At 72.5% G+C, this 26,732-nt stretch carries 26 protein-coding genes; 17 read left to right on the forward strand and 9 right to left on the reverse strand.

The window, feature by feature from the left end; all coding sequences use genetic code 11:
- Positions 1-116: 116 nt before the first annotated feature.
- The 3 genes from GQF42_RS13805 to GQF42_RS47245 form a co-directional block, all read right to left on the reverse strand.
- Positions 117-797 (reverse strand): response regulator, encoded by a 681-nt coding sequence (locus GQF42_RS13805; RefSeq protein ID WP_158919929.1) that lies wholly within the window; start codon positions 795-797, stop codon positions 117-119.
- Positions 794-2,026, reverse strand: coding sequence for a sensor histidine kinase (locus tag GQF42_RS13810; protein WP_158919930.1), 1,233 nt, complete (start codon positions 2,024-2,026; stop codon positions 794-796). The genes GQF42_RS13805 and GQF42_RS13810 overlap by 4 nt, the downstream gene beginning before the upstream one ends.
- Before the next feature lie 77 nt (positions 2,027-2,103).
- The gene (locus GQF42_RS47245) at positions 2,104-2,262 is read right to left on the reverse strand and encodes a hypothetical protein (protein ID WP_158919931.1); all 159 of its coding nucleotides are present in this window, start codon (positions 2,260-2,262) and stop codon (positions 2,104-2,106) included.
- A gap of 29 nt (positions 2,263-2,291) precedes the next feature.
- Between GQF42_RS47245 and GQF42_RS47250 the strand changes: the two genes are divergently transcribed.
- On the forward strand, positions 2,292-2,540 hold the full coding sequence (locus GQF42_RS47250; protein WP_158919932.1) for a hypothetical protein: 249 nt from the start codon (positions 2,292-2,294) through the stop codon (positions 2,538-2,540).
- Between the two features lie 107 nt (positions 2,541-2,647).
- Here the strand turns inward: GQF42_RS47250 and pspAA are convergent, their stop codons facing one another.
- Both pspAA and GQF42_RS13830 read right to left on the reverse strand, forming a co-directional pair.
- Positions 2,648-2,926 (reverse strand): PspA-associated protein PspAA, encoded by a 279-nt coding sequence (pspAA, locus tag GQF42_RS13825; protein ID WP_158919933.1) that lies wholly within the window; start codon positions 2,924-2,926, stop codon positions 2,648-2,650.
- Positions 2,927-2,959: 33 nt separating this feature from the next.
- Complete coding sequence (locus GQF42_RS13830; RefSeq protein ID WP_079133060.1) at positions 2,960-3,751, reverse strand: PspA/IM30 family protein; 792 nt, start codon at positions 3,749-3,751, stop codon at positions 2,960-2,962.
- A 319-nt stretch (positions 3,752-4,070) separates the two neighbouring features.
- On the opposite strand from GQF42_RS13830, the gene GQF42_RS13835 reads away from it, so the two are divergent.
- The 3 genes from GQF42_RS13835 to GQF42_RS13845 all read left to right on the forward strand — a co-directional run bounded on the left by GQF42_RS13835 (position 4,071) and on the right by GQF42_RS13845 (position 6,648).
- A complete protein-coding gene (locus GQF42_RS13835) occupies positions 4,071-4,667 on the forward strand; it encodes a DUF3043 domain-containing protein (protein WP_158919934.1) in 597 nt (198 codons plus the stop codon).
- Between the two features lie 83 nt (positions 4,668-4,750).
- Positions 4,751-5,488 (forward strand): class I SAM-dependent methyltransferase, encoded by a 738-nt coding sequence (locus GQF42_RS13840; protein WP_158919935.1) that lies wholly within the window; start codon positions 4,751-4,753, stop codon positions 5,486-5,488.
- A gap of 86 nt (positions 5,489-5,574) precedes the next feature.
- A complete protein-coding gene (locus GQF42_RS13845; RefSeq protein WP_158919936.1) occupies positions 5,575-6,648 on the forward strand; it encodes a S1C family serine protease in 1,074 nt (357 codons plus the stop codon).
- Between the two features lie 61 nt (positions 6,649-6,709).
- On the opposite strand, the gene GQF42_RS13850 is transcribed toward GQF42_RS13845, so the two are convergent.
- Positions 6,710-6,922 carry a hypothetical protein gene (locus tag GQF42_RS13850; protein WP_158919937.1) on the reverse strand — a complete coding sequence of 71 codons (213 nt, stop codon included), beginning with the start codon at positions 6,920-6,922 and terminating at the stop codon, positions 6,710-6,712.
- Positions 6,923-7,002: 80 nt separating this feature from the next.
- On the opposite strand from GQF42_RS13850, the gene GQF42_RS13855 reads away from it, so the two are divergent.
- Positions 7,003-8,205 carry a bifunctional adenosylcobinamide kinase/adenosylcobinamide-phosphate guanylyltransferase gene (locus GQF42_RS13855; protein ID WP_158919938.1) on the forward strand — a complete coding sequence of 401 codons (1,203 nt, stop codon included), beginning with the start codon at positions 7,003-7,005 and terminating at the stop codon, positions 8,203-8,205.
- 21 nt (positions 8,206-8,226) lie between these two features.
- On the opposite strand, the gene GQF42_RS13860 is transcribed toward GQF42_RS13855, so the two are convergent.
- A complete protein-coding gene (locus GQF42_RS13860; protein ID WP_158919939.1) occupies positions 8,227-9,207 on the reverse strand; it encodes a class I SAM-dependent methyltransferase in 981 nt (326 codons plus the stop codon).
- Between the two features lie 133 nt (positions 9,208-9,340).
- Between GQF42_RS13860 and cobT the strand changes: the two genes are divergently transcribed.
- From cobT to GQF42_RS13875, 3 genes are all read left to right on the forward strand, one after another.
- Complete coding sequence (cobT, locus tag GQF42_RS13865) at positions 9,341-10,447, forward strand: nicotinate-nucleotide--dimethylbenzimidazole phosphoribosyltransferase (RefSeq protein ID WP_158919940.1); 1,107 nt, start codon at positions 9,341-9,343, stop codon at positions 10,445-10,447.
- 86 nt (positions 10,448-10,533) lie between these two features.
- Entirely contained in the window at positions 10,534-12,330 is a 1,797-nt protein-coding gene (locus tag GQF42_RS13870) for a phosphatidylglycerol lysyltransferase domain-containing protein (RefSeq protein WP_233273341.1), read from the forward strand.
- A gap of 24 nt (positions 12,331-12,354) precedes the next feature.
- Positions 12,355-13,119, forward strand: a complete 765-nt coding sequence (locus GQF42_RS13875; protein WP_158919941.1) for a hypothetical protein — start codon at positions 12,355-12,357, stop codon at positions 13,117-13,119.
- Here GQF42_RS13875 and GQF42_RS13880 read toward each other — a convergent pair.
- On the reverse strand, positions 13,059-13,823 hold the full coding sequence (locus GQF42_RS13880) for a hypothetical protein (protein ID WP_158919942.1): 765 nt from the start codon (positions 13,821-13,823) through the stop codon (positions 13,059-13,061). The two genes, GQF42_RS13875 and GQF42_RS13880, sit on opposite strands and share 61 nt — an antisense overlap.
- 60 nt (positions 13,824-13,883) lie before the next feature.
- On the opposite strand from GQF42_RS13880, the gene GQF42_RS13885 reads away from it, so the two are divergent.
- Entirely contained in the window at positions 13,884-14,678 is a 795-nt protein-coding gene (locus GQF42_RS13885; RefSeq protein ID WP_158919943.1) for an adenosylcobinamide-GDP ribazoletransferase, read from the forward strand.
- Positions 14,679-14,724: 46 nt separating this feature from the next.
- Positions 14,725-15,306 (forward strand): RDD family protein, encoded by a 582-nt coding sequence (locus tag GQF42_RS13890; protein ID WP_158919944.1) that lies wholly within the window; start codon positions 14,725-14,727, stop codon positions 15,304-15,306.
- A 313-nt stretch (positions 15,307-15,619) separates the two neighbouring features.
- Here GQF42_RS13890 and GQF42_RS13895 read toward each other — a convergent pair whose 3' ends face one another.
- Positions 15,620-15,796, reverse strand: coding sequence for a hypothetical protein (locus GQF42_RS13895; RefSeq protein WP_158919945.1), 177 nt, complete (start codon positions 15,794-15,796; stop codon positions 15,620-15,622).
- Positions 15,797-16,113: 317 nt separating this feature from the next.
- Here GQF42_RS13895 and GQF42_RS13900 point away from each other — a divergent pair, with 317 nt between their 5' ends.
- The 7 genes from GQF42_RS13900 to GQF42_RS13930 all read left to right on the forward strand — a co-directional run bounded on the left by GQF42_RS13900 (position 16,114) and on the right by GQF42_RS13930 (position 26,713).
- On the forward strand, positions 16,114-17,667 hold the full coding sequence (locus GQF42_RS13900; RefSeq protein WP_158919946.1) for a leucyl aminopeptidase: 1,554 nt from the start codon (positions 16,114-16,116) through the stop codon (positions 17,665-17,667).
- Between the two features lie 312 nt (positions 17,668-17,979).
- Complete coding sequence (gene lpdA, locus GQF42_RS13905) at positions 17,980-19,368, forward strand: dihydrolipoyl dehydrogenase (protein WP_158919947.1); 1,389 nt, start codon at positions 17,980-17,982, stop codon at positions 19,366-19,368.
- A 61-nt stretch (positions 19,369-19,429) separates the two neighbouring features.
- The gene (gene sucB, locus GQF42_RS13910; RefSeq protein ID WP_158919948.1) at positions 19,430-21,226 is read left to right on the forward strand and encodes a 2-oxoglutarate dehydrogenase, E2 component, dihydrolipoamide succinyltransferase; all 1,797 of its coding nucleotides are present in this window, start codon (positions 19,430-19,432) and stop codon (positions 21,224-21,226) included.
- Between the two features lie 193 nt (positions 21,227-21,419).
- Positions 21,420-22,043, forward strand: coding sequence for a GntR family transcriptional regulator (locus GQF42_RS13915; RefSeq protein ID WP_158919949.1), 624 nt, complete (start codon positions 21,420-21,422; stop codon positions 22,041-22,043).
- Between the two features lie 280 nt (positions 22,044-22,323).
- Positions 22,324-25,026 (forward strand): pyruvate dehydrogenase (acetyl-transferring), homodimeric type, encoded by a 2,703-nt coding sequence (gene aceE, locus GQF42_RS13920; protein ID WP_158919950.1) that lies wholly within the window; start codon positions 22,324-22,326, stop codon positions 25,024-25,026.
- A gap of 112 nt (positions 25,027-25,138) precedes the next feature.
- Complete coding sequence (locus tag GQF42_RS13925) at positions 25,139-26,128, forward strand: helix-turn-helix transcriptional regulator (protein ID WP_158919951.1); 990 nt, start codon at positions 25,139-25,141, stop codon at positions 26,126-26,128.
- Between the two features lie 66 nt (positions 26,129-26,194).
- Positions 26,195-26,713 carry a DUF4240 domain-containing protein gene (locus tag GQF42_RS13930; protein WP_158930112.1) on the forward strand — a complete coding sequence of 173 codons (519 nt, stop codon included), beginning with the start codon at positions 26,195-26,197 and terminating at the stop codon, positions 26,711-26,713.
- Positions 26,714-26,732: the final 19 nt, after the last annotated feature.

A 26,732-nucleotide genomic window follows, 5' to 3' on the forward strand; every position in this document is an offset into this window, starting at 1 on the left:
CACCCTCGCCCATCACGGAGGGCCGAACCGTAGGCCCAGAGTCCATTTCCTTACCCGGGCCCTACTCCGCTCGTAGTACGCCGGGTGGAGACTTCGCCGTACACCCGGGTGGAGAGTCAGTCCGTCCTCGGCCGGACCAGTCCCGACTCGTACGCGATCACCACGAGCTGGGCCCGGTCGCGCGCGCCCAGCTTGGCCATGGCCCGGTTGACGTGCGTCTTCACCGTGAGCGGGCTGACCTCGAGGCGCTCGGCGATCTCATCGTTGGAGTGCCCGCCGGCGACCTGGACGAGTACCTCCCGCTCCCGTCCGGTGAGCGCGCCGAGCCGCTCGGAGCGGGCGGGGTCGCGGCCGTCGTCACCGTCGCCCTGCGCGAGGAAGCGGGCGATCAGCCCCCTGGTGGCGACCGGCGACAGCAGCGCCTCACCGCCGGCCGCGACCCTGATCGCGTTCAGCAGCTCCTCCGGCTCACTGCCCTTGCCCAGGAAGCCGGAGGCGCCCGCGCGCAGCGCCTGGACGACGTAGTCGTCCACCTCGAACGTCGTCAGGATGACCACACGGACCTGCGCGAGCAGGGGATCGGCGCTGATCATCCGGGTGGCGGCAAGGCCGTCCGTGCCCGGCATCCGGATGTCCATGAGGACGACGTCGGCGGCCTGTTCCCCGGCCAGCCGCACCGCCTCCGCGCCGTCGGAGGCCTCCCCCACCACCTCCATGTCGGCCTCGGAGTCGACCAGCACCCTGAACGCGCTGCGCAGCAGTGCCTGGTCGTCGGCGAGCAGGACACGGATCGTCATGCGGGCTCCCCCGGGGCCGTCGTACGGGTCTCCGTACGGGTCTTGACGGGCAGGATCGCATGGACGCGGAAGCCGCCGCCGTAGCGGGGTCCGGTGGTGAGGGTGCCGCCGAGGGCGCTGGCCCGCTCGCGCATGCCGAGCAGTCCGTGCCCGCCGCCCGTGCCGGGCGCGCTCTGCCCGCCCGGGCCGTCGTCCAGGACGGTGACCTCGATGTCCGGGCCCACGCGTACGACGCTGACCTCGGCCTTGGCACCCGGTCCCGCATGCTTTTGCACATTGGTCAGGGCCTCCTGGACGATCCGGTAGGCGGCCAGGTCGACGGCGGCGGGCAGATCGGATTCCTGCGCGGCGAGGGCCACCTCCACCGGGAGCCCGGCGCTGCGGAAGGTCCCCGCGAGATCCTCGAGGCGGCCCAGGCCGGGCGCGGGTTCGGTCGGGGCCTCCGGGTCACCGGACTGGCGCAGCAGACCGACGGTGGCCCGCAGTTCGTCCAGGGCCGAGCGGCTGGCCTCCCGGACGTGGGCGAGAGCCTCCTTGGCCTGGTCGGGGCGCTTGTCCATGACGTGTGCGGCCACCCCGGCCTGCACGTTCACGAGGGCGATGTGATGGGCGACGACGTCGTGCAGATCGCGGGCGATGCGCAACCGCTCCTCGGCGACCCGGCGGCGGGCCTCCTCCTCGCGGGTGCGTTCGGCGCGTTCGGCCCGCTCCCGGATGGCCTGGACGACCGCGCGCCGGCTGCGCACGGCGTCGCCGGCGGTGGCTCCGATGCCGGTCCAGGCGAGCACGCCCAGGTTCTCCTGGCCGTACCAGGGCAGGGGGCCGCCGAGCATGGCGGCGGCCGTCAGCACGGTCATGGTGGGCAGGCCGATCCGCAGGGTGGTGGTGCGGTCGGTGGTCGAGGCGACGGTGTACAGGGCGACGACGGCGGCCATCGCGACCGGGGCGCGCGGGTCGCCGGTGACGCACTCGACCACGGAGAACGTGCCGGTGACGGCGAGCACCGCCATGGGGGCACGGCTGCGGAAGACCAGCGCGGCCGCAGCGAGGAGCATGAGAACGAGGCTCAGGGCGGCCGGGGTACGGACGCCCCAGGTGACGCCGTTGTTGCCGCGCGGAGTCACGAAGGATCCCGCGATCATGCACACCAGCACGCCCGCGGCGACGGCCGCGTCCAGGGCCCAGGGATGGGCCTTGAGGCTGCAACGGGCGCGGTCGAGAGTGCTCACGGGATGAACAGTACGGGGGCTTTCCGCCGACCTGTACGGGCCAATGCGCACTCGGCCGCCCGGCGGACCGTCAACTGTCAATCCCCGTTGGCCGATTGGGCGCCGTCGGCAGCACCGGTGACCCGGTCGCCACGGTTCACCGTGGCCCAGAGCGGCGCCGATGCCTCCGCCCTGACCGTGACCGCGAGCAGGACGAGCGGGAGCAGCGTGGCCGGCACCGGGGACGTCCAGGTCACCGGCACGGGAGGCAGCCGCGGCAGCGCGGGTGACCGCGCACGCCCGGGGCTGCGCCGACCTCACGCCCAAGGTGACCGGTCTCGGCGGCAGGACAGCCACGACCGCCCTGCACTACGCGGTCTCCTCGGCCGTCCAGCACTCCGCCGACGCCCGGTGTCCGACCGGCGCCGCGGGCGCCTCCGCCACGGTGGACGTCGGCGGCGGCCACGTCGTGGTCGGCGACGACGAGGACGGACCCTGCGCCTGTACGACGGCTCGGCCCCGGGCGCGCCGGTGAGGACCTGGGACCTGGACAGCGCGCTGGACGCCGACAAGGGGTCACCCTGAACCGACCCCGAGCCGACCCTGAGTACTCCCCGGTCCGAGCCGGGCCGGAAGGCCGTCTCAGCCCGGGATCAGACCGTCGTCGCTGAGCATCTCCCGGACCTCCTCCAGCGAGGCGTCCGGCGTCGGAAGGATCAGCTCCGAGGGCTCCAGAGCGTCGTCCGGCAGCGCAGTGCCGAGCCGGCGGACGGAGTCGAGGAGGGCGCCGAGCGTGCGGCGGAAGCCCGCCTCGTCGCCGCCTTCCATCTCCGCCAGCAGCTCGTCGTCGAGCTTGTTCAGCTCGGCGAAGTGGGAGTCGGCCAGGTTCCACTGGCCCTCCCCCATGATCCGTACGATCACGTCGGTCTCCTCGGATCGGGCCCCGGCGCCGGACTACTGCTTGTCGAAGCGGGGGGTGTCCTGCGGCTGCTGCTGGGACTGCGCCTGGCCGGTGCCGCCCTCGATGGCCTGCTGCGGAGAGCCTCCGGCCAGCTCGGCCTTCATGCGCTGCAGCTCCAGCTCCACATCCGTACCACCGGAGAGGCGGTCCAGCTCGGCGGCGATGTCGTCCTTGGCCGTGCCGGTCGGGTCGTCCAGGGCACCGGAGGCGAGCAGCTCGTCGATGGCGCCGGCGCGGGCCTGGAGCTGCTGCGTCTTGTCCTCGGCGCGCTGGATGGCGAGGCCGACGTCGCCCATCTCCTCGGAGATGCCGGTGAAGGCCTCGCCGATACGGGTCTGGGCCTGGGCGGCGGTGTAGGTGGCCTTGATGGTCTCCTTCTTCGTACGGAAGGCGTCGACCTTGGCCTGCAGACGCTGGGCCGCGAGGGTGAGCTTCTCCTCCTCGCCCTGGAGGGTCGCGTGCTGCGTCTCGAGGTCCGTCACCTGCTGCTGGAGGGCGGCGCGCCGGGACAGCGCCTCGCGGGCCAGGTCCTCGCGGCCGAGCGCGAGCGCCTTGCGGCCCTGGTCCTCCAGCTTGGTGGACTGCTGCTGCAACTGGTTGAGCTGCAGTTCCAGGCGCTTGCGGCTGGTCGCCACGTCGGCGACCCCGCGGCGCACCTTCTGCAGCAGCTCCAGCTGCTTCTGGTACGAGTAATCGAGGGTCTCGCGCGGGTCCTCGGCCCGGTCAAGGGCCTTGTTCGCCTTCGCGCGGAAGATCATCCCCATACGCTTCATGACACCGCTCATGGGCTTCGCGCGCCCCCTTCTGACGGACTCCAGCTCACAGATCCTGCGACAGGACCCACAGTACGGGCCCTGACTCCATTACCGCACTGTTCGGGGAGCGATGCGCTCATCCCCAAGAACGACTGCGGACCGTATCGCTCCGGCGCAAGGAGTAGGTGACCCCCTGCCGGAACGCCCCCTCTGTCCCCTTACGACGACCGGTGTTGCCGGATCGTTCCCCGCCCGACCGGGGTCCATGCCCGCCCGTGGCCCGGCACCGCCCTTATTTTGGGGGACCTGCGGCCCCACACCTTTTGATTAGCGCTTACCCTTGGTTTTTGTGTTCCGTAGCCGTGCCAAGGAAGAGAAGGCCCCCACCGACAAGGTGCCGGCAGCCGACTCCAAGCAGCCCCGTGACCCGCAGGCCCCCAAGGGCAGGCCCACGCCCAAGCGCAGTGAGGCCCAGTCCCAGCGCCGCAGCGTCGCCAACACGCCGACGACCCGCAAGGACGCCGCCAAGCGCCAGCGCGAGGACCGGCGCCAGGCGCTGGACCGCCAGCGCCAGGCCCTGGCCACCGGTGACGAGCGCTATCTGCCCGCCCGGGACAAGGGCCCGGTGCGCCGGTTCGCCCGCGACTGGGTGGACTCGCGGTTCAACGTGGCGGAGTTCTTCCTGCCGCTGGCCGTGGTGATCCTCGTGCTGAGCGTGGTGCGGGTGGGCGCGATCCAGAGCATCGCGCTGCTGCTGTGGCTGGTCGTGATCGTGCTGATCGTGCTGGACGCGGCCTTCAGCGGCTTCCGGCTCAAGAAGCGCCTCGCGCAGCGGTTCCCCGACCAGAACACCCGTGGCGCGGTTGCCTACGCGCTGATGCGTTCCCTCCAGATGCGCCGGCTCCGGCTGCCGAAGCCGCAGGTCAAGCGCGGAGAGCGACCCTGAGCGCAGACGCTTCCCCCAAGGACGCGGCCGACGCCTGGCTGCGCAGGCGGGGCGGGCTGCGTGATGTCGTACGGCAGGAGCTGGTGGCCCGGCAGCTGGACGAGCAGATCGCCGCGCGGTTCCCGGTCGGGCGGCGGCTGCGGGTGCTCGACGTCGGCATGGGCCAGGGGACACAGGCACTGCGGCTGGCCCGGCTCGGCCATCAGGTGACCGGTGTCGAGCAGGACGCGGAGCTGGTCGACGCCGCGCGCGAGGCGCTGGCCGAGCAGCCGGAGGGGATCCGCGAGCGGGTCCGGCTGGTGCAGGGCGACGGGCGGGACACCGGTGTGCACTTCCTTCCGGGCAGCTTCGACGTGGTTCTGTGCCACGGTGTGCTGATGTACGTCGAGGAGCCCGATGCGCTGGTGGCGGGCCTGGCCCGGATGCTGGCCCCCGGCGGCCTGCTCTCCCTGCTGGTCCGCAACGGCGACGCGCTCGCCATGCGCCCGGGACTGTCCGGTGACTGGGCCGGCGCGCTGGCCGCGTTCGAGACCACCGCCTGCCTCCCCCATGCCCGAATGGACTCGAACGGGGGGACCCCCGCCCGGCTCGGCCCGGACGTGCGGGCCGACCGGCTGGCCGCCCTGACCGCGATGCTCGCCGGCCTCGGGGCCCCACTGCACGCCTGGTACGGCGTGCAGGTCTTCACCGACACGGCCGCGGACGACGCGCCGGTCCCGCCCGATCTGGAGACGCTCCTCGCGGCCGAGGAGCGGGCCGGGCGCACGGACCCCTACCGCACGGTGGCGGCGCTGCTGCACCTGTGCGGGGTGCGGGGCTGAGCCCGCTGCCCGCGGCGCACGGGACCCGGCCCCCGTTCGGCGGAACACCACGGGCCGGGTGATCACCGGCCCGTGAGACTCGGGGCATGGACGCTTTCCGTACCCGTGCCCTCCGTACGGCCGTGCCCGTCGCCGCGCTGGTGTGCTGCGCGGTCCTCGCCGTCGGCTGCTCGCCGACCGCCGCTCCCCGGGCTCAGGACACCACGACGACCGCTCGGGCGGCCGTGCCGATGGCGGCGGCCGATCTGCAGAACCAGTACCAGAAGGTGATCAGGGAGGTCCTGCCGTCGGTCGTGCAGATCCAGGCGCGTCGTGACCTGGGCTCGGGGGTGGTGTACGACAACAACGGGCACATCGTCACCAACGCGCACGTGGTGGGGACCGAGAAGACCTTCAAGGTGACCACGGCCAACAATGAGGAGCCGCTCACCGCGAGCCTGGTGTACTCCTACCCGGGGCAGGACCTGGCCGTGATCAAGCTGAACAAGGTGCCGTCCGGGCTGAGGGCGGCGACGTTCGGCGACTCCGAGAAGGTGGACGTCGGCCAGATCGTGCTGGCCATGGGCTCGCCGCTCGGGCTGTCGTCCAGCGTGACGCAGGGCATCGTCTCGGCGGTCGGACGGACCGTCAGCGAGATCCAGGGCAACGGGGGTACGGGCGCGACGATCGCGAACATGGTGCAGACCTCGGCCGCCATCAACCCCGGCAACAGCGGCGGCGCCCTGGTCAATCTGGACGGGCACGTCATCGGCATTCCGACGCTCGCCGCCGCCGACCCCGACCTCGGGGGCAGTGCGGCGCCCGGTATCGGCTTCGCCATTCCGGCGTCGATGGTGAAGACGATCGCCGACCAGATCGTGCGCAACGGCAGGGTCGTCGACTCGGGGCGGGCGGCGCTCGACATCACCGGGCGGACGGTCGTGAACGAGAGCTACCAGCCGGCCGGGGTGGCGGTGGTCAGCGTCAAGAGGGGCGGCGCGGCGGCCCGGGCGGGCCTCCGGCAGGGCGACATCATCACGAAGTTGGGCGATGACCCCATCACCACGATCACCTCCCTCGCGGAGTCGCTGGCGGCGGACCGGCCGGGCCAGAAGACGTCGGTGACGTACCAGCGGGACAGCACCACGAAGAAGGTGCAGGTGAAGCTGGGCGAGCAGTGAGGAGGGGTACGGCCGCTCGGGCCGCACCCCCGGGGCGGCCAGGCCCTGTCGTCGACAGGACCTAGGCCGCGTCGGCGTGCAGGCTCATCGGCCCGTAGATCTCGGCGCCCTCCTCGAACAGCCGCACCTGGTCCGCGCCGCCCTCCAGCAGGTCCTTCCAGTTCTCGCCGATCCAGGACTCGGCATCCCCCTGCGTGGTGAACTCCTCGGGCTGCACGGCGGGCTGGACCTCCGTCCCGTCGGCCGTCTCGAACCGCCACGTCCATGCCGTCATGTGGGCCTCCTTCGATCCAACACCTGCTGGCAGACTAGCCGGAAGCGCAAGACCTGATCAGACGGGCGAAAATCGATTCCGTGGAAGTGACTCTGCTCGGTACCGGCGTCCCGGCCGGCCTGCCTCGCCCCGACTGCCCCTGTGCCGCCTGCGCGAACGCGCTCGGCCCGGACGCCCGGGCGGCGACGGCCGTGCTGGTGGACGGGGCGCTGCTGCTCGACCTGACACCGGGCGTGGCGTTCGCGGCGGCGCGGGCCGGGCATTCGCTGGGCGGGGTGCGGCAGGTGCTGCTGTCGCATCCGCACGACGGCCCGGCGGTGGAGGTGCCGGCCGGGCTGCCGCAGCCCGGGCGGGTGCCGGACGGGCGGGAGTTGGCGCTGCTGACGGGACACCGGGTGCGGGCGGTGGCGATGGACGCGGGCGGCACCGGGTACGCGGTGACGGGCCCGGACGGGCAGCGGCTGCTGTACCTGCCGCCGGGCGGAGCCCCGGCGGGCCTGGACGAGGCGACGGCGACCGCGTACCACATGGTGCTCCTGGACGTCGTGGCCCGCCCGGACGCGCTGGCCCGGCTGCGGGCGGTCGGTTCCGTCGGTCCCACGACGGACGTGATCGCCGCCCACCTCGACCACGACGTACCGCCCGGCGCGGAGCTGCGCCGGCGGCTGGCGGCGGCCGGGGCACGGGCGGTGCCGGACGGTACGACGCTGGCGGTGGGGGCGTACGAAAACGTGCCGGACGTGCCGCGCCGGACGCTGGTGCTGGGCGGGGCGCGCTCGGGCAAGTCCGTGGAGGCCGAGCGGCGCCTGGAGTCCTTCCCGGACGTGCTGTACGTGGCGACCGGCGGGACGCGCGGCGGGGACACGGAGTGGGCGTCGCGGGTGGCCGCGCACCGGGAGCGGCGGCCGGGGTCGTGGCGCACGACGGAGACGACGGACCTGGTGCCGCTGCTGGCCGAGGACGGCCCGCCGCTGCTGATCGACTGCCTGTCGCTGTGGCTGACGGACGCCATGGACGCCGTCGGGGCCTGGGACGACGCGGAGTGGGCGGGCGGCGGCGAGAAGTCGCTGCGGGAGCGGGTGCGGGAGCTGACGGACGCCGTGCGCGCCACCCGGCGGACGGTGGTGGCGGTGTCGAACGAGGTGGGTTCGGGGATCGTCCCTGCCACCGCCTCCGGCCGCCGCTACCGGGACGAACTCGGCCGGATGAACGCGGCGTTCGCGGGCGAGTGCGAACAGGTGCTGCTGGTGGTGGCGGGGCAGGCCTGGGTGCTGCGGGGCTGACGGCCCGCGGCAGCGCGGGCGTCATGTGCGGCGGGCGATGATGCGGTACGCGTTCGCGAAGGGGGTGCGGCGCAGCACCGGGGCCAGGGCGTGGTCCAGGGCCGAGGCCGCGCTGACGAGGGGGCTCAGCAGCGCCCGCAGGGGCCGGGGCACCCGGGCCAGGAACAGGGACACGGCCGCTGACAGGTCGTAGGGGATGTGGGCCGGCCGGCGGTCCTTGGCGAGGATCGTGCAGCCGAGGACCTCCAGTTCCCGGCACAGGTTGCCCAGGGGCAGCAGGTGCAGGTGGCGGGGCTGGCCGTACGGGAGCCACCAGCGGCCCAGCAGGAGGCCGAACACGCTTCTCGGGTCCGGGAGTTCGAGAAGCAGATGGCCGCCGGGACGCAGGACGGTCAGGGCCGCGCGGAGTTCGGCGCGCGGGTCGGGGGTGTACTCCAGGTGGTGGAACATGCTGACCACGTCGTAGCGCGCGTACAGGCGCGGCAGGATCCAGGGGTTGGTGAGGTCGCCGACGTGCGCCTCCTCGATCCGGCCCGCCCGGAGCGCCTGTTCGACCCTCGGGGTCGCGTCCAGGCCGTCGAAGGAGGTGTACGGGAACACCTCCCGCGCCGTCTCCGGGAAGCGGGCGTGACCCGTGCCCACGTCCAGCCAGCTCTCCGGCTCGGCCAGCGCCAGCACCGTACGGGCCGCGGCCAGGTGCCGGCGGCGGACCGCCCGGTCGGACAGGGCCCGGTCCGCGAAGCCCTCCAGGTGGCCCGCGTAGAAGGCCAGGTGGTGGAAGGCGAGGCCCTCCGGGGTGAGCCGCGGGTTCTGGAAGGCGTGACCGCAGTCGCGGCACCGGTCCACGGTGTAGGCGCCGGGCGCGAGCCGCCGTCCCCGGGCGGCGGACCGGACCCGGGTGCGCAGGCGCTTGCCGCCGCACCAGGGGCAGTTCGCGCGGCGCGGCTCGTGGTAGGGGTCGGCGGGCGGCTCGGTGTACGGGGTGAGGTGCGAGGTCGGCATGGGCGGCTCCCTGAGCGACATTCCGCTGCAAACCGGAACGTATGGGATCACGATCTTGGGCGCAATGACGTGATGGGGGTGTGGTGGCGATGTGGCGCGGAAGCGGGCGGGCGCGGGCGGTACTGTTCGGCGAATGAGCAGGCTTAATCTGGACGACTTCACCGATCTGATCGAGCGCCCGGACGGGGGCGTGCGCCGTGACGCCGAGGCCCGGCGGGAGCGCCAGATCGTGCCTCCCGGGGCACTGGGGCGCCTTGACGAGCTGGGCGAGTGGCTGGCCGCCGCGCAGAGTGCCGCTCCGGTACGGCCCGTCGAACGACCACGGGTGGTCCTCTTCGCCGGTGACCACGGCATCGCCGAACAGGGCGTCTCGGCGCTGCCCGCGGGCAGCGCCGAGCAGCTGGTGCGGGCGGTGCTGGAGGGTGCGAGCCCGGTGTCCGTGCTCGCACGGCGCTTCGAGGTTCCCGTACGGGTCGTGGACATGGCCCTGGACTGCGAGCCGGACGCCTTCCCCGAGGACGTCGTGCGCCACCGGGTGCGGCGCGGCAGCGGCCGTATCGACATCGAGGACGCGCTCACCCTGCAGGAGGCCGAGGCGGCCCTGCGGGCGGGCATGGCCATCGCCGACGAGGAGGCCGACTCGGGTACGGACCTGGTGGTGCTCGGCGACATCAGCGTGGGCGGGACCACGGCGGCCGCGGTGCTGATCGCGGCGCTGTGCGGGACCGACGCGTCGGTGGTGACCGGGCGGGGCGGGCTCGCGATCGACGACCTGGCGTGGATGCGCAAGTGTGCGGCGATCCGGGACGCGCTGCGCCGGGCCCGGCCGGTGCTCGGGGACCAGTTGCAGCTGCTGGCGACCGTGGGCGGGGCCGACCTGGCCGCGATGACCGGGTTCCTGCTGCAGTGCGCGGTACGGAAGCTGCCGGTGATCCTGGACGGCGTGGTGGCCGCGGCCTGCGCGCTGGTCGGACAGCGGGTGGCCTTCCGGGCGCCGGACTGGTGGCTGGCCGGGCACGACAGCGGCGAGCCGGGGCAGGCGAAGGCGCTGGACCGGATGGCGCTCGAGCCGCTGCTGGAGCAGGGCCTGAAGGTCGGCGAGGGGGCGGGGGCACTGCTGGCGCTGCCGCTGGTCCGCTCGGCCGCGGCGCTCGCGGCAGAGCTTCCCGAGAGGCCGCAGGAGGCTTCCGGGAAGCCGGAGGACGGTTCCGGGAAGGAGCCGGAAGGGACGACGGAATAGTCGGGTTTCGGCCGCAAACCCGTACGCACACCGCAGAGGCCGGAAAAGTACAGTTAGCCAGGGCGGCGCCCATATGATCGTGAACCATGGGAGATGCCCGAATTGCCGCACCACCGCAAGTCGAACCGGATCGTCCGGGTGAGGAGGGGCGGCGGTCCACCGGGGCCTCCCGACGGGCCGCCGCCTTCGCCGTCTGGTATTTGCGGACCGTCGCCTTCATCAACTTCCTCAGCGCGGTCTGGGTCTCGCTCGGACAGGACGTCCGCCGGCACAACCAGGACGACTTCTTCACGCCGTACCTGCTGACGGCCGGTTTCGCCTCGGGTGTGTTCACCGCGTTCCTGGCGATCACCATGCGCCGCCGCAAGCGGGCCGCGTGGATCCTCAACCTGGTGATGAGCGGGGTCTTCCTGGCTCTGTTCGCGTTCGCGATGGCGTTCCCGGAGATCCGGCGGTACGCACAGAACTGGATCTCGCTGGGTCTGACGGCCGCGTTCGTCGGCACACTGCTCGTGGGCCGGCGGGAGTTCTACGCCAAGGGCGACCGCTCCAACCCCCGGCTCGCGGCGACGGTCGCCGTCGGCGGCGGGGTGCTCGCCTCACTGCTGGCGGCGCTGCTGGTGACGGTCACCAACCAGGCGCCGGACGCGGCCCGTTCGACCTTCCTGGAGCGCTGGCACTTCGGCACCCTGCGGCTGGTGTCGGTGGCCGCCGACGAGTCCCGCTTCCCCGGCATCGACCCGCCGAACTGGGCGAACGTCGCGATCAACGTGCTCAGCACGGCCCTCGTCCTCGCCGTGTTCTACGCCGCCTTCCGCTCCCGGCGCGCCGTCGACCCGCTGACCGAGGACGACGAGAAGCGGCTGCGGGCCCTGCTGGACCGGCACGGCGAACGGGACTCGCTGGGCTACTTCGCACTGCGCCGGGAGAAGAGCGTGGTGTGGTCGCCGACCGGGAAGGCGGCCGTCGCCTACCGCGTCGTCGGCGGGGTCTCGCTCGCCTCCGGCGATCCGATCGGGGACCCCGAGGCCTGGCCGGGGGCGATCGCGCCGTGGCTGGCCGAGGCGCGGGTGCACGGCTGGATCCCGGCGGTGATGGGGGCGAGCGAGGAGGCCGGGACGATCTACGCCCGGCACGGCCTGGACGCGCTGGAACTCGGCGACGAGGCCATCGTGGAGGTGGCGGAGTTCACCCTTGAGGGGCGGGCCATGCGCACCGTCCGGCAGGCGCACAACCGGGTGAAACGAGCCGGGTACGAGGTGCGCATCCGGCGGCACGCCGATATCCCGGCGGACGAGATGACACAGCTGGTGAAGCGGGCGGACGACTGGCGGGACGGGGCGACCGAGCGCGGCTTCAGCATGGCGCTCGGCCGGCTCGGGGACCCCGAGGACGGGCAGTGCGTGATGCTGGAGTGCACCGACACCGAGGGCCGGCTGCGCGCGCTGCTGTCCTTCGTGCCGTGGGGGCCGCACGGGCTGTCCCTGGACCTCATGCGCCGGGACCGGGACTCCGACAACGGGCTGATGGAGTTCATGGTGATCGAACTGCTGCGACGGGCCGGCGAGATCGGAATCACCCAGGTCTCACTGAACTTCGCGATGTTCCGTTCGGTCTTTGAACGTGGTGCGCGCCTCGGTGCCGGTCCGGTGCTGAGGCTGTGGCGCTCGCTCCTCAGCTTCTTCTCCCGCTGGTGGCAGATCGAGTCGCTGTACCGCGCCAACGCCAAGTACCGGCCCATCTGGGAGCCGCGGTTCCTGCTCTTCGAGAAGAGCGCGGACCTGCTGCGCATCGGCCTCGCCTCGGCCCGCGCGGAGGGGTTCCTGGAGGCGCCGGGGCTGCCCAAGTGGCTGCACCGCAGACACCTGGACACGCGCCGATGAAGAACGCCTGAAGAGGAACGTCCGATGAGAACGCTCGCCCGCCGGGCCCGTGAGGAGTGGGGGCCGCTGTACGTCGCCGTACGCGAGACCCTGCTGGAGCGGCGCCTGCGGGCGATCCCGATGACGCTCACGACGGTGGGCCTGACGGCGCTGCTGCAGTGGGTGCAGAACCAGCCGTGGGGCTTCCAGTTCGTGCAGAACGTCGGCTCCGTACGGGCCGAGGACCCGCTCCGGCTGGCCCTGCTGCGCACCCCCCTCTCGCTCTACGTGCCGGCGCTGGACCTGCCCGTGTGGGGCGCGCTGGCACAGATCCTGCTGGTGTTCGGGATCGCCGAGGTGTGCATCGGCTGGTGGCGGACGCTGGTCATCGCCTACGTCGCCACGCTCGCCGGCACCCTGTACGCGCGCGTGGGCATCTCGCTCGGCGCACACGCCCCGTTCGGGCTGCCCTGGACGGACGCGCAGGTGGTGGACACCGGTCCGTCGGCGGCCGTGGTGGGGCTCGCCGTGTACGTGGCCTGGCGGTACGGCGCCTACGCGACGACGGGTGCGGTGACGGTGGCCATGGTGGCCGAGGTGCTGATCAAGGAGAACCTGGCGGGCAAGGAGCATCTGGCCGCGCTGATGGCCGTGGGACTGTTGTGCCTGGTGGTGGCGGTGCGGCACCGGTTCGGTCGCGAGCTGTGCCTGTGGCTGCGGCACGCGTACGGCGGCCGGTTGCGGCACGGTCACCGACGGCCGGGCAGCCGTACCGGGCGCGGGTCCGGCTTGCCGCCGATCCAGTCCTGAAGGGCGCGCCGCGGCCCGGCCCAGCGGCGGTCGTGGCGGTAGGCGCGCAGGGTGGCCCGGGCGCGGGCGCGGGGACGGCGGCCGTAGAAGCGGCGGGCCCACGGGGAGCCGGGCCGGGCCAGCCGTACGGCGCCGACGAGCGCGACGAGGGGCACGACGGCCCCGAACACCGCGGTGCGGCCCTTGCCCTTGCTCAGGGCGACGAGCGCCAGGAGGAAGTTCCCCGCGATGCCGGCGATGACCGTGCCCCGGTCCTGGAGTTCCTGCTGGGACAGGTCGTTGACACCGAACGGCGCGAACCCGGCGAGCAGCAGCCCGACCAGGGCCGCGGTGAGCACGACGACCTCGACGCTCTTGCGGCCCTCATCGGTCCAGTAGACGTCGTCCAGGTGCAGGATCAGCGCGAACTCGTCCAGGACCAGCCCGGCGCCCGTGCCGAACAGCACGGCGCAGACCGCGCCCCCCATGCCGTGCCGGTCGCTGGCGACGGCACCGAAGCCGCCGATCACGGTGAGGACGACTCCGGGGACGACATGGTGGATGTGCAGGCCGCCCGCCCTGACGTTGCCGAACGGACCCCTGCCGGCCCGGATCAGGCGGGTGATCACCCGGGTGACCAGGAAGGTCAGCACGAAGGCCGCGAGGGCCAGCAGCAGCGGGAGTTTGCCCGGTTCGACGATGTTCCGGTACCACCAGTGCCCCATGTGCGCACTTTATCCCGGCGGCCATCGGGCGGCCCGACGGCCGCCGGGTACCCTGCGCCGGTGCTCACGTCCTCGTCGCCCTCCCGGCTCCACGGCCTCCGTTTCGCCTTCGGCACCCTCACCGTGCTGCCCGTCCGGGTGCACCGCTGGGACCGCGGCGCCGCGCGCGGCGGAATGCTGGCCGCTCCGGCGGCCGGCCTGGTCGTCGGAGCGGCGGCGGCCGGCCTCGGCCTGCTGCTGCTCGCCCTCGGCACCGGCCCGCTGCTCGCCGCGGTCGCTTCCGTCGCCGTACCGGCCGCCCTGACCCGTGGCCTGCACCTCGACGGCCTCGCGGACACGGCGGACGGCCTGGGCAGCGGCAAACCCGCCGAGGACGCACTGAGGATCATGAAGCAGTCGGACATCGGGCCGTTCGGGGTCATCACCCTCGTCCTGACCCTGCTGGCCCAGATCGCCGTACTGGCCCAGCTCTACGGCGACTCCTGGACGCGAGGCGCCGTGGCGGCCGTGACCTCGGCGGTGACGGCCCGCCTCGCCCTCACCCTCGCCGCCCGCACCGGCGTGCCGGCCGCCCGCCCGGAGGGGCTCGGGGCCGCGGTGGCCGGGGTGGTACCGGTCCGGGACGCGCTGGCGGCCACGGTGGTCTGCACGCTCGCGGCGGCGGCCGGGGGCGGCTTCCTCGGGATCCACGGCGTCGTCCGCGCGGCGCTCGCGGTGCTGCTGGCCCTGGCGGTGGCCGAGCTGCTGCTGCGCCGGTGCCTGCGGCGGTTCGGCGGGGTGACGGGGGATGTGTTCGGGGCGCTGGAGGAGACGGCGGCCACGGCGGCGCTGGTGGTGCTGGCCTTCGGCCACTGACTAGGCTCTGCGCCCGTACACGGACGAGAACGATCGGGGGAACTCCGTGGTGACGCTGCGCCGGATCACGGCCTGGTTCATAGACTTCGCGCTGGTCATCGGCGCGGCCTCACTGCTGGCGGTGCTGACCTTCCACCGCGTCACCGTCCTCGTCACCGACGTGCCGTCCCTGGCCGCGAAGGGCGGCCTCGAACTGCTGACCTCGCGCGGTGACGTCGTGGGCGCGTCCGAGCACCTCGGGCTGTCCCTGTGGAACTCGGTGGTGCTGGACGTGGAGGAGGCCTTCGGGGCACTCGTGATCGCCACGTTCCTCTACCAGTGGGCGTGTCTGACCCTGCTCGGCCGCACCCTGGGCAAGGGCCTGCTCGGCCTGCGGGTCACGCCCCGGCTGTCCCGGCACGCCCTGCGCCGGGCCGCCGTCACGACCGCCGCCGACGTCGCGGTGTACGCGCTGGCCTGCATGCTGCTGATCGAGGGGCACTTCCTGGCGTCGCTGCTGGTGTGGGCGGTCGCGACGGCGCTGTTCCTCATCAACGCGGTGCCGGTGTTCCTCCCCGGCCGCCGCTCCCTCGCCGACCGGCTGGCCGGCACCAGCGTCGAGGGCGCGCCCGGGCCGTCCGGGTCGTAACTCCCCTGCACCGAGGGTGAGTTGCCCTCGAAGGAGAAGGAGCCCCGCAGGTGGCCGAAGGGGCCCGCCCGGCCGGCCGGCGTCGGTGACCTCGGCACTGCGGCCGTCCGGGACGCCCGCACAGCCGCCCGCGTCGGTGCAGTCGAGTCCGGCCCCGGGATGTGCCCAGGTGTACGCGTCCGGTCGGGGGATGTCGTACGACCTCTCACAGCTCTCGGGCCGGCCGCCGACCGTGCGGCGAGGAAGGCCGCGGTGAGGGTGGGGCGCGCGAAGTCGGCCAATGTGACGGTGGTGTACGGGATGCCCTCGCCCTTCAGCCGGCCGGTGATCGCGCCGACGGTCCCGCGCCGTCGTCGACGACCAGGACCCGCAGGTCGGTGCGCGGGTCGACGGCCGCCGCCGCGCCCGGAGCGGCGATCCCCGGCGTGAGCAGGCCGGCGGTCGTCGCGGTGTTGCCGAGCGCGCTCCAGGGGTGCGCGCGGCGGGTCATGGCTGGTGCCTCCCCCCGGAGGCCCTCCGTGGCGGGCCCGTGGCGGGCCGCACGGCCCGTCGGAACCCGACGTGTGGCCCGGCCCGCCCCCGCCCGCGGGGGCGACAAGTGACCATGACGTCACGGACAGGTGAACACCCGCAGGAATGAGCGAGCGCCCGCACGCGCGTAGTCTCGTCCCGGGTGTTCGCCGACAGGGTGAAGGCCCCGGTTGCCACGTGTCCCCAGGCCTGGACCTAGGGTCGGCTCTCGGGCCCAGGTCGACCCACCCCATATCGGCCACAGCAACTTGACATCGGAAGCGAGATTTCACCACCGTGACTGCTCTGACTCTCAGCACCGCCGCGGCGCCCGGCCTGCGGGCCGACGCGATCGTGATCGGTGTCGCCAAGGGCACCGGATCCAAGTCCGGGACCCTCGTCGTGGCGCCGGGCGCCGAAGCAGTGGACCAGGCGTACGACGGCAAGCTGGCCGGCGTCCTGGAGACCCTCGGTGCCTCGGGTGCCGAGGGCGAGCTGACGAAGCTGCCCGCTCCGGCAGGCTTCAAGGCCCCGCTCGTGGTGGCGGTGGGCCTGGGCGCGTTGCCCGGCGGCAAGGAAACCGAGGACGGCGGCTTCGCCGGCGAGGCGCTGCGCAAGGCGGCCGGTGTGGCCGCCCGGGCGCTCGCCGGATGCAGGAAGGCCGCGTTCGCGCTGCCCGTGGACGACGCGGGCGCCGTCGGCGCGATCGCCGAGGGCGTGCTGCTCGGCGCGTACGCCTTCGACGTCTACAAGGAGTCCGCCAACGGCTCCGCCAAGGCCAAGAACGGCAAGGCGCCGCTGGCCGAGGCCGCACTGCTCGGCGGCAAGCCGCGTGACGCCGCCCACAAGGGTGCGCTCGCCCGCGCCGTCGCGGTCTGCGAGGAGCTGAACCGCGCCCGTGACCTGGTCAACACGCCGCCGAACGACCTGACCCCGGCCATCTTCGCGCAGATCGCACAGACGGCGGCCAAGGAGCACGGCCTCAAGGTGCAGGTGCTCGACGACAAGGCCCTGGCCAAGGGCGGCTACGGCGGCATCCTCGGCGTCGGCGGCGGCTCGGCCGCGACCCCGCGCCTGGTGAAGCTGTCCTACAAGCACCCGAAGGCCGACAAGCACCTGGCCTTCGTCGGCAAGGGCATCACCTACGACTCGGGCGGCATCTCGCTCAAGCCGGCCGGGCACAACGAGACGATGAAGTGCGACATGAGCGGTGCCGCCGCCGTGTTCGCCGCCGTCGTCGCCGCCGCGCGGCTCGGCCTCGAGGTCGACGTCACCGGCTGGCTGGCGCTGGCCGAAAACATGCCCTCCGGTTCCGCCGTGCGCCCGGGTGACGTGCTGCGCATGTACAGCGGCAAGACGGTGGAGGTGCTCAACACCGACGCCGAGGGCCGGCTCGTGCTCGCCGACGCGCTGTGGGCGGCCTCGCAGGAGAAGCCGGACGCGATCGTGGACGTCGCGACGCTCACCGGCGCGATGATGATGGCGCTGGGCAGCCGGACCTTCGGCGTCATGGCCAACGACGACGCGTTCCGCTCCTCGCTGCACGAGGCGGCCGAGGAGGTCGGCGAGCCGGCCTGGCCGATGCCGCTGCCGGAGCACCTGCGCAAGGGCATGGAGTCCCCGGTCGCCGACATCGCGAACATGGGTGAGCGGATGGGCGGCGGGCTGGTCGCCGGTCTCTTCCTGCGCGAGTTCGTGGGCGAGGGGATCACCTGGGCGCACCTCGACATCGCCGGCCCGGCGTTCAACGAGGGCGGCCCGTTCGGGTACACGCCCAAGGGCGGGACCGGCTCCGCCGTGCGGACGTTGGTCCGGCTGGCCGAGCAGACCGCCTCCGGCGACCTGGGCTGACGTTCGCCCGTCGGCTCGGGCCGCACTGTCCTGTCGCCGTTCCGCCGCGTGGGCCGGTCGCGCCCACGCGGCGGAGCCGCATGTCAACACGGCCCCGCACCCCTTCCGCCGGCCGCTCCTCCGCTCGTTTTCAGCTGTACGTGGGCTGTCTCACACCCCGGCCCGGCGTCTCGTACGCCTCGAACAAGTGCAAAGATGGAGCCCGGCAGGACAGGGCCCCCACCGAAGGGCCGAAGCATCAAGCGGCCGGACACCAGCCGCCTGCCGGTCATCGAAGACCGGCGTACGGCGCACATGCATGGAGGACGTGACGTGGCGAACGACGCCAGCACCGTTTTCGACCTAGTGATCCTCGGCGGTGGTAGCGGTGGTTACGCCGCGGCCCTGCGCGGGGCGCAGCTGGGCCTGGACGTCGCCCTGATCGAGAAGGACAAGGTCGGCGGCACCTGCCTGCACCGGGGTTGCATCCCCACCAAGGCCCTGCTGCACGCGGGCGAGATCGCCGACCAGGCCCGCGAGAGCGAGCAGTTCGGTGTGAAGGCGACCTTCGAGGGCATCGACGTCCCGGCCGTCCACAAGTACAAGGACGGCGTCATCGCCGGCCTGTACAAGGGTCTCCAGGGCCTCATCGCGTCCCGGAAGGTGACGTACATCGAGGGTACGGGCCGGCTCTCCTCCCCCACCTCCGTGGACGTCAACGGCCAGCGCATCCAGGGCCGCCACGTGCTGCTGGCGACCGGCTCCGTGCCCAAGTCGCTGCCGGGCCTGGAGATCGACGGCAACCGCATCATCTCCTCCGACCACGCCCTCGTCCTGGACCGCGTGCCCAAGTCCGCGATCATCCTGGGCGGCGGTGTCATCGGCGTCGAGTTCGCCTCGGCGTGGAAGTCCTTCGGTTCCGACGTCACGGTCATCGAGGGCCTCAAGCACCTCGTCCCGGTCGAGGACGAGAACTCTTCGAAGCTTCTTGAGCGCGCGTTCCGCAAGCGCGGCATCAAGTTCAACCTCGGCACCTTCTTCCAGAAGGCCGAGTACACGCAGGACGGCGTGAAGGTCACCCTTGCCGACGGCAAGGAGTTCGAGGCCGAGGTCCTGCTCGTCGCCGTCGGCCGCGGCCCGGTCTCCCAGGGCCTCGGTTACGAGGAGCAGGGCGTCGCCATGGACCGTGGCTACGTCCTGGTCGACGAGTACATGCGGACCAACGTCCCGACCATCTCCGCCGTCGGTGACCTCGTCCCGACGCTCCAGCTCGCGCACGTCGGCTTCGCCGAGGGCATCCTGGTGGCGGAGCGTCTGGCCGGTCTGAAGGTCGTTCCGATCGACTACGACGGTGTCCCGCGGGTGACGTACTGCCACCCGGAGGTCGCCTCCGTCGGCATCACCGAGGCCAAGGCCAAGGAGATCTACGGCGCGGACAAGGTCGTCGCTCTGAAGTACAACCTGGCGGGCAACGGCAAGAGCAAGATCCTCAACACCTCGGGCGAGATCAAGCTCGTCCAGGTCAAGGACGGTGCCGTGGTCGGCGTCCACATGGTCGGCGACCGCATGGGTGAGCAGGTCGGCGAAGCCCAGCTGATCTACAACTGGGAGGCGCTGCCGGCCGAGGTCGCCCAGCTCATCCACGCCCACCCGACGCAGAACGAGGCGATGGGCGAGGCGCACCTGGCGCTCGCCGGCAAGCCGCTGCACTCCCACGACTGAGCCTTCGGTCAACGGGCGCGACGACACAGACTTCCGCAATTCGTAAGGAGCAACCGAAACCATGGCGGTTTCCGTAACCCTTCCGGCGCTCGGTGAGAGCGTCACCGAGGGCACTGTCACCCGCTGGCTGAAGGCCGAGGGCGAGCGCGTCGAGGCCGACGAGCCGCTGCTCGAGGTCTCGACCGACAAGGTCGACACCGAGATCCCCTCGCCCGCCTCCGGCGTGCTGGCCTCCATCAAGGTCGCCGAGGACGAGACGGTCGAGGTCGGCGCCGAGCTGGCCATCATCGACGACGGCTCCGGCGCCCCCGCGGCCGCCCCGGCCCCCGCCGCGGTCGAGACCCCGGCCCCGGCCGCCCCCGCCGCTCCGGCCCCGGTCGCCGAGGCCCCCGCGGCCCCGGCCCCGGCCGCCGCCCCCGCCGCCCCCGCCGGTGGCGCGACCGGCACGGACGTGGTCCTGCCCGCGCTCGGTGAGTCGGTCACCGAGGGCACCGTCACCCGCTGGCTGAAGTCGGTCGGTGACTCCGTCGAGGCCGACGAGCCGCTGCTCGAGGTCTCCACGGACAAGGTCGACACCGAGATCCCGGCGCCCGCCTCCGGCGTGCTGCTCGAGATCGTGGTGAACGAGGACGAGACCGCCGAGGTCGGCGCCAAGCTCGCCGTCATCGGCGCCCCGGGTGCCGCCCCGGCCGCCGCTCCGGCTCCGGCCGCCCCGGCGCCCGCCGCCGCTGCCCCGGCCGCTCCGGCTCCGGCTCCGGCTCCGGCCGCCCCCGCGGCTCCGGCTGCCCCGGCTCCGGCCGCTCCGGCCCCGGTCGCCGCTGCCCCGGCTCCGGTGGCTCCGGCCGCGCCGGCGCCCGCCCCGGCCCCGGCCCCGGTCACCCCGGCCCCCGCCGCCGCTCCGGCCGCCGCCCAGGCGACGGACGAGGGTGCGTACGTCACCCCGCTGGTGCGCAAGCTCGCCGCCGAGAACGGCGTCGACCTCGCCACCGTCAAGGGCACCGGCGTCGGCGGTCGTATCCGCAAGCAGGACGTCATCGCCGCCGCCGAGGCCGCGAAGGCCGCCGCCGCTGCTCCGGCTCCGGCCGCTGCCGCCGCCCCGGCCGCCGCCAAGAAGGCCCCGGCGCTGGAGGTCTCCCCGCTGCGCGGCCAGACCGTCAAGATGCCCCGCATCCGCAAGGTCATCGGCGACAACATGGTCAAGGCGCTGCACGAGCAGGCCCAGCTGTCGTCGGTCGTCGAGGTCGACGTCACCCGCCTGATGAAGCTGCGCGCCAAGGCGAAGGACTCCTTCGCGGCCCGTGAGGGCGTCAAGCTCTCCCCGATGCCGTTCTTCGTCAAGGCCGCCGCGCAGGCGCTCAAGGCCCACCCGGTCATCAACGCCAAGATCAACGAGGCCGAGGGCACGATCACCTACTTCGACTCCGAGAACATCGGTATCGCGGTGGACTCCGAGAAGGGCCTGATGACCCCGGTCATCAAGCACGCCGGCGACCTCAACATCGCGGGCATCGCCAAGGCCACGGCGGAGCTGGCGGGCAAGGTCCGCGCCAACAAGATCACCCCGGACGAGCTGTCCGGCGCGACCTTCACCATCTCCAACACCGGTTCGCGCGGCGCGCTGTTCGACACGATCATCGTGCCGCCGGGCCAGGTCGCGATCCTCGGCATCGGTGCCACGGTCAAGCGTCCGGCCGTCATCGAGACCGAGGAGGGCACGGTCATCGGCGTCCGCGACATGACCTACCTGACCCTCTCCTACGACCACCGCCTGGTCGACGGCGCCGACGCGGCCCGTTACCTGACGACGGTCAAGGCGATCCTGGAGGCCGGCGAGTTCGAGGTCGAGCTGGGTCTCTGACCCGGATCGAGCGTCCCGGCCTGATCGGGCAGTACGGCACCCCGTCCGGATTTTTCCGGGCGGGGTGTTCGTGTTTGGCGGCACACATCGCGTGTAAGCCTCGTCTCACCTGCACGAAAGCACCCCCGCGTGCCGCACCCACGGAGCGAACCCGCCGTATTGTCTAAACGTCAGCCCTCCCTAAGGAGACCAAATGACCGCGCCCGTCATCCACTCGCTGCGCGAACAGATCCGCGAGCACATCGTGGAGGGAATCGTCAGCGGGCGCTGGCAGCCGGGCGAGCGGATCGTGGAGCGCCGTATCGCCACCGAGCTGGAGGTCAGCCAGACCCCGGTCCGTGAGGCCCTGCGCGAGCTGGAGTCCCTGCGCCTGATCGAGTCCGCGCCGAACAAGGGCGTGCGGGTGCGGAACCTGACCGCGGCCGACCTGGAGGAGAGCTACCCGGTCCGGGCGGGCCTGGAGGCCATCGCGGCGGAGCTGGCGGCCGACCGCCTCGCCGAGGACTGCTCGGCCCTGGAGCCGCACGTCCTGGCCCTGTACGAGGCCGACCGCGAGGCCGACGGCACCGCCCAGGTCCGACACACGGTCGGCTTCCATCGCGAACTGGTCCGCGCGGCGCACAACTCCGTCCTGCTGCACACCTGGGAGGGCCTCGGCATCGAGGTCTTCACGGCGCTGTCCATCCGCTGGCTGGGCACGGTCCAGCAGTCGTACGCCGAGGAGCACGAGGAGCTGGTGCAGGCCTTCAGGCGCCGGGATCCGCGGATCGCGGAGCTGGTGAAGTCCCACGTCCTCGGCTGCGCCCCGCGACCGTAACCTGCCCTGGCACCGGCGAGCAGAGCCCCGCTCAAACGTGGCTCGACCTGCGAAAACGCGCCTCGGAACCGACACTCGGTGCCCTGATCGAAGGCACCGCGTGCCGACTTTCTCGTAATCGAGAGGTTTTGCCCCTCAACCCTTTGATCGATCATCGATCAGGGAGTTACAGTCACCGACGGACTTCCACCGAAGTCCGCGCCCTGTCCTGCCAAAGACCTAGGGCACCCCCGAACCCTTACCGATGAGGGAACCCCCTTCGACTGAGGAAGGCGGCGACATGACCGACCCCAACGCCATCCAGCCGAGCGCGCTCGACCAGCTCCCCGACCGCGACCCGGAGGAGACCGCCGAATGGCAGGCCTCCCTCGACGCCGTCGCCCGGGAGGCCGGGCCGCACCGCGCCGCATACCTGATGCGCCGCACGCTGGAGCGCGCCGAGGCGGGCGGCATCGCGCTGCCGAAGCTCCTCGAGACGGACTACGTCAACACCATCCCCACCTCCGCCGAGCCGGGTCTGCCCGGTGACCCGGAGATGGAGGCCCGGATCACGGCCTGGAACCGCTGGAACGCGGCCGCCATGGTGACCCGCGGCTCCAAGCACGGCGTCGGCGGCCACATCGCCACCTTCGCCTCCGCCGCATGGTTGTACGAGACCGGCTTCAACCACTTCTTCAAGGGCAAGGAGGGGGACGGCTCCGGCGACCAGCTGTACATCCAGGGCCACGCCTCCCCCGGCATCTACGCCCGCGCCTTCCTCGACGGCCGCCTCACCGAGGCGCACCTCGACAACTTCCGCCAGGAGGCCGGCGGCAACGGCCTGCCGTCGTACCCGCACCCGCGCCGGCTGCCCTGGCTGTGGGAGTTCCCGACGGTGTCGATGGGCCTCGGCCCGCTCTCCGCCATCTACCAGGCGCGTTTCAACCGCTACCTCACCAACCGCGGCATCAAGGACGTCTCCGCCTCGCACGTGTGGGCGTTCCTCGGCGACGGCGAGATGGACGAGCCGGAGTCGACGGCCGCACTCGCGCTCGCCTCCCGCGAGGGCCTGGACAACCTGACCTTCGTCATCAACTGCAACCTGCAGCGCCTCGACGGCCCGGTCCGCGCCAACTTCAAGATCGTGCAGGAGCTGGAGGCCCAGTTCCGCGGTGCCGGCTGGAACGTCGTCAAGACCCTGTGGGGCTCCGCCTGGGACGAGCTGTTCGCCCTCGACACCACGGGCGCGCTGGTACGCCGCCTGCGCGAGGTACCGGACGCGCAGGTCCAGACGTACCAGACCCGCGACGCCGCCTACATCCGCGCCGACTTCTTCGGCAAGGACCCGGCGCTCGCCGAGCTGGCGAAGCTGCTGAGCGACGACAAGATCCTCGAGTGCTTCCACCTCTCGCGCGGCGGTCACGAGGCCCGCAAGGTCTACGCCGCCTACAGGGCCGCCGTCGAGCACAAGGGTGCGCCGACCGTGATCCTGGCCCAGACGGTCAAGGGCCACACCCTGGGCGACGGCTTCGCGTCGAAGAACGCCAACCACCAGATGAAGAAGCTGACGGTGGACGAGTTCAAGACGATGCGGGACCTGCTCGGCCTGCCGATCAAGGACAGCGACTTCACCGACGGCGTGGTCCCCTACGGCCACCCGGGCGCCGACTCCCCCGAGGTCCGCTACCTCCAGGAGCGCCGCGCGGCCCTCGGCGGCCCGGCCCCGGCCCGCCGTACCCACGCGCTGGCCCCGCTGCCGACGCCCGCCGAGAAGGCGTTCGCCTCCTTCGACAAGGGCTCCGGCTCGCAGAACGTGGCCACCACGATGGCCTTCGTCCGCCTGGTCAAGGACCTGGTCCGCGACAAGGAGACGGGCAGGCGCTGGGTGCCGATCGTCCCCGACGAGGCGCGCACCTTCGGAATGGAGTCGCTGTTCCCGTCCCTCGGGATCTACTCCCCCAAGGGCCAGACGTACGAGCCGGTCGACCGCGACCAGCTGATGTACTACAAGGAGGCCAAGAACGGCCAGATCCTCAACGAGGGGATCACCGAGGCCGGTTCGATGGCCGACTTCATCGCCGCTTCGTCGTCGTACGCGACGCACGGCGAGGCGATGATCCCGTTCTACATCTTCTACTCGATGTTCGGCTGGCAGCGCACGGCCGACCAGATGTGGCAGCTCGGCGACCAGCTCGGCCGCGGCTTCCTCGTCGGCGCGACCGCGGGCCGTACGACCCTGACGGGCGAGGGCCTGCAGCACGCCGACGGCCACTCCCCGGTGATCGCCGCCACCAACCCGGCCGCGCTGTCGTACGACCCGGCGTTCGCCTACGAGATCGCGGTGATCGTGCGTGAGGGTCTGCGCCGGATGTACGGCGAGGCCAAGCCGGGCGAGGACCAGAACGTCTTCTACTACCTGACGGTCTACAACGAGCCGCTGCCGCAGCCCGCCAAGCCGCAGGGCCTCGGCATCGACGAGGGCATCGTCAAGGGTCTGTACCGCTTCAACACGGCGGAGTCCGCGGGCCTGTCCCCGGCGGCCAACGCCCCGCGCATCCAGCTGCTGGGCTCCGGTACGGCGATCCACTGGGCCGTCGAGGCGCAGAAGCTGCTCGCCGAGGAGTGGGGTGTCGCGGCCGACGTCTGGTCCGCGACCTCCTGGACCGAGCTGCGCCGCGACGCGATGGAGGCCGACGCGGCCCTGCTGCGCGGCGAGGAGCGCGTGCCGTTCGTCCGCCAGGCCCTGCAGGGTGCCGAGGGCCCGGTCCTCGCGGTCTCCGACTACATGCGCCAGGTCCCGGACCAGATCGCGCAGTGGGTCGAGCAGGACTACTCCTCGCTGGGCGCCGACGGCTTCGGCCTCTCGGACACCCGCGACGCCGCTCGCCGCCACTTCGGCGTCGACGCCGAGTCGATCGTCGTCGCGGCCCTGGCCCAGCTCGCGAGGCGCGGCGAGGTCAAGGCCACCGCGGTCAAGGAGGCCCGGGAGCGGTACGGGCTGTAAGCACTGAGGTGCGGTGAAGGGGTACGGCGACTTGCCGTACCCCTTCTTCGTCTCTCCTTGTTCCCCTGTTCCTCTGTGGTCCTTTGTCAGTGGCCCCCGGCATGATGAGGGGATGCGCGCCGCTCGTCTCATCAAGATGGTGCTCCTCCTCCAGTCCCGGCCCACCATGACCGCGGCCGAGCTTGCCCGGGAGCTGGAGGTGTCGGAGCGGACGGTCACACGGGACGCGCAGGCGCTGTCGGAGGCGGGGGTGCCGGTCTACGCCGACCGGGGGCGGGCCGGCGGGTATCGGCTGGTCGGCGGGTATCGCACGCGGCTGACAGGACTGGCCAGGAGCGAGGCCGAGGCGCTGTTCCTGAGCGGGGTGCCGACGGCGCTCAGGGAGATGGGCCTGGAGGACGCCGCCTCGGCCGCCCGGCTGAAGGTGTCGGCCGCGCTGCTGCCCTCGCTGCGGGACGCCCCGGACAGCGCGTCCCAGCGGTTCCATCTGGACGCGCCGGCCTGGTTCCGGGAGCCGGAGACGCCCGCGCTGCTGCCGGCGGTGGCCGAGGCGGTGTGGGACGACCGGCGGATCCGCGCGGTCTACCGGCGCGGGCAGAGCACGGTCGAGCGGGAGCTGGAGCCGTACGGGCTCGTGCTGAAGGCGGGGGTCTGGTACCTGTGCGCGCGGGTGGCCGACAGTGGTGGTGCCTTCCGTACGTACCGGCTCGACCGGTTCGACGGCGTGGAACAGCAGGCCGAGCGCTTCACCCGCGCCCCGGGCTTCGACCTGCCGGAGCACTGGGCCGGGCAGGCGGAGGGGTTCGCGCGCTCGATCCTGCGCGCCGAGGTCGTCGTACGGCTGTCCTTGACGGGTGTGCGCCGGCTGCGGCACGTGGTCGATCCGCAGGCCGCGCGCGAGGCGCTCGGCGACGGGCATGAGCCGGACGACGGGGGCTGGGTGACGGTGACGCTGCCCGTGGAGTCGGAAGAGGTCGCGTACACGCAGCTGACGGCGCTCGGCGCGGAGGCCGAGGTGCTGGCCCCGGAGAGCCTGCGGGAGCGCTTCGCCGCGCACGCGGCCCGCCTCGCGGCGCTGTACGGCCGCGTCGACGCCGGATAACGATCCGCCGTACTCCGGTGTACTCCGCGTGCGTCGCACCGGTCGAGGCCCGATGCTGGTGCCGTGATGGACGAGACGGAGTTCTGGGAGCTGATCGACACCACCCGCGAGGCCGCCGAGGGCGACCCCGAGGAGCAGGCCGACCTGCTCGTGGACCGGCTGCTCCAGCTGGACCCGGACATGGTGCTGGACTTCGCCCGTCACTTCGAGGCCCGCTACAACCGCGGCTACCGCTGGGACCTGTGGGGCGCCGCCTGGGTGCTGCTGGACGGGGCCAGTGACGACGCGTTCGACTTCTTCCGGTGCTGGCTGATCGGCCAGGGCCGGGAGGTCTTCGAGGGCGCCCTGCACGACCCGGACTCGCTGGCCGAGTTGCTGGACGAGTTCGACGAGGAGATCGACGGCGACGGCGAGGAGCTGGGCTACGCGGCCGACGAGGCCTACGAACAGCTGACCGGCACCGTCGCACCCGATCTGGGCATCGCCCCGGCGCCCGCCGAGCCGGAGGGCACCTCGATCGACTTCGAGAACGAAGCTGTCCTCACGGAGCTTTATCCCAAGCTCTGGGATCGTTTCAAGGGCTGAAGCCCTCTCACGAGCCCGA

The sequence above is a fragment of the Streptomyces broussonetiae genome (assembly GCF_009796285.1).
In the GTDB taxonomy this organism is placed as follows: domain Bacteria; phylum Actinomycetota; class Actinomycetes; order Streptomycetales; family Streptomycetaceae; genus Streptomyces; species Streptomyces broussonetiae.

Excerpts from the sequence above, each read along its gene's own strand:
- GQF42_RS13805 (WP_158919929.1), bottom strand. The coding sequence starts at position 797 with ATGACGATCCGTGTCCTGCTCGCCGACGACCAGGCACTGCTGCGCAGC.
- GQF42_RS13830 (WP_079133060.1), bottom strand. The coding sequence starts at position 3,751 with ATGAGCGGTGTCATGAAGCGTATGGGGATGATCTTCCGCGCGAAGGCG.
- GQF42_RS13845 (WP_158919936.1), top strand. The coding sequence starts at position 5,575 with ATGGACGCTTTCCGTACCCGTGCCCTCCGTACGGCCGTGCCCGTCGCC.
- GQF42_RS13850 (WP_158919937.1), bottom strand. The coding sequence starts at position 6,922 with ATGACGGCATGGACGTGGCGGTTCGAGACGGCCGACGGGACGGAGGTC.
- GQF42_RS13860 (WP_158919939.1), bottom strand. The coding sequence starts at position 9,207 with ATGCCGACCTCGCACCTCACCCCGTACACCGAGCCGCCCGCCGACCCC.
- cobT (WP_158919940.1), top strand. The coding sequence starts at position 9,341 with ATGAGCAGGCTTAATCTGGACGACTTCACCGATCTGATCGAGCGCCCG.
- GQF42_RS13870 (WP_233273341.1), top strand. The coding sequence starts at position 10,534 with ATGGGAGATGCCCGAATTGCCGCACCACCGCAAGTCGAACCGGATCGT.
- GQF42_RS13875 (WP_158919941.1), top strand. The coding sequence starts at position 12,355 with ATGAGAACGCTCGCCCGCCGGGCCCGTGAGGAGTGGGGGCCGCTGTAC.
- GQF42_RS13880 (WP_158919942.1), bottom strand. The coding sequence starts at position 13,823 with ATGGGGCACTGGTGGTACCGGAACATCGTCGAACCGGGCAAACTCCCG.
- GQF42_RS13895 (WP_158919945.1), bottom strand. The coding sequence starts at position 15,796 with ATGACCCGCCGCGCGCACCCCTGGAGCGCGCTCGGCAACACCGCGACG.
- sucB (WP_158919948.1), top strand. The coding sequence starts at position 19,430 with ATGGCGGTTTCCGTAACCCTTCCGGCGCTCGGTGAGAGCGTCACCGAG.
- GQF42_RS13915 (WP_158919949.1), top strand. The coding sequence starts at position 21,420 with ATGACCGCGCCCGTCATCCACTCGCTGCGCGAACAGATCCGCGAGCAC.
- aceE (WP_158919950.1), top strand. The coding sequence starts at position 22,324 with ATGACCGACCCCAACGCCATCCAGCCGAGCGCGCTCGACCAGCTCCCC.
- GQF42_RS13925 (WP_158919951.1), top strand. The coding sequence starts at position 25,139 with ATGCGCGCCGCTCGTCTCATCAAGATGGTGCTCCTCCTCCAGTCCCGG.
- GQF42_RS13930 (WP_158930112.1), top strand. The coding sequence starts at position 26,195 with ATGGACGAGACGGAGTTCTGGGAGCTGATCGACACCACCCGCGAGGCC.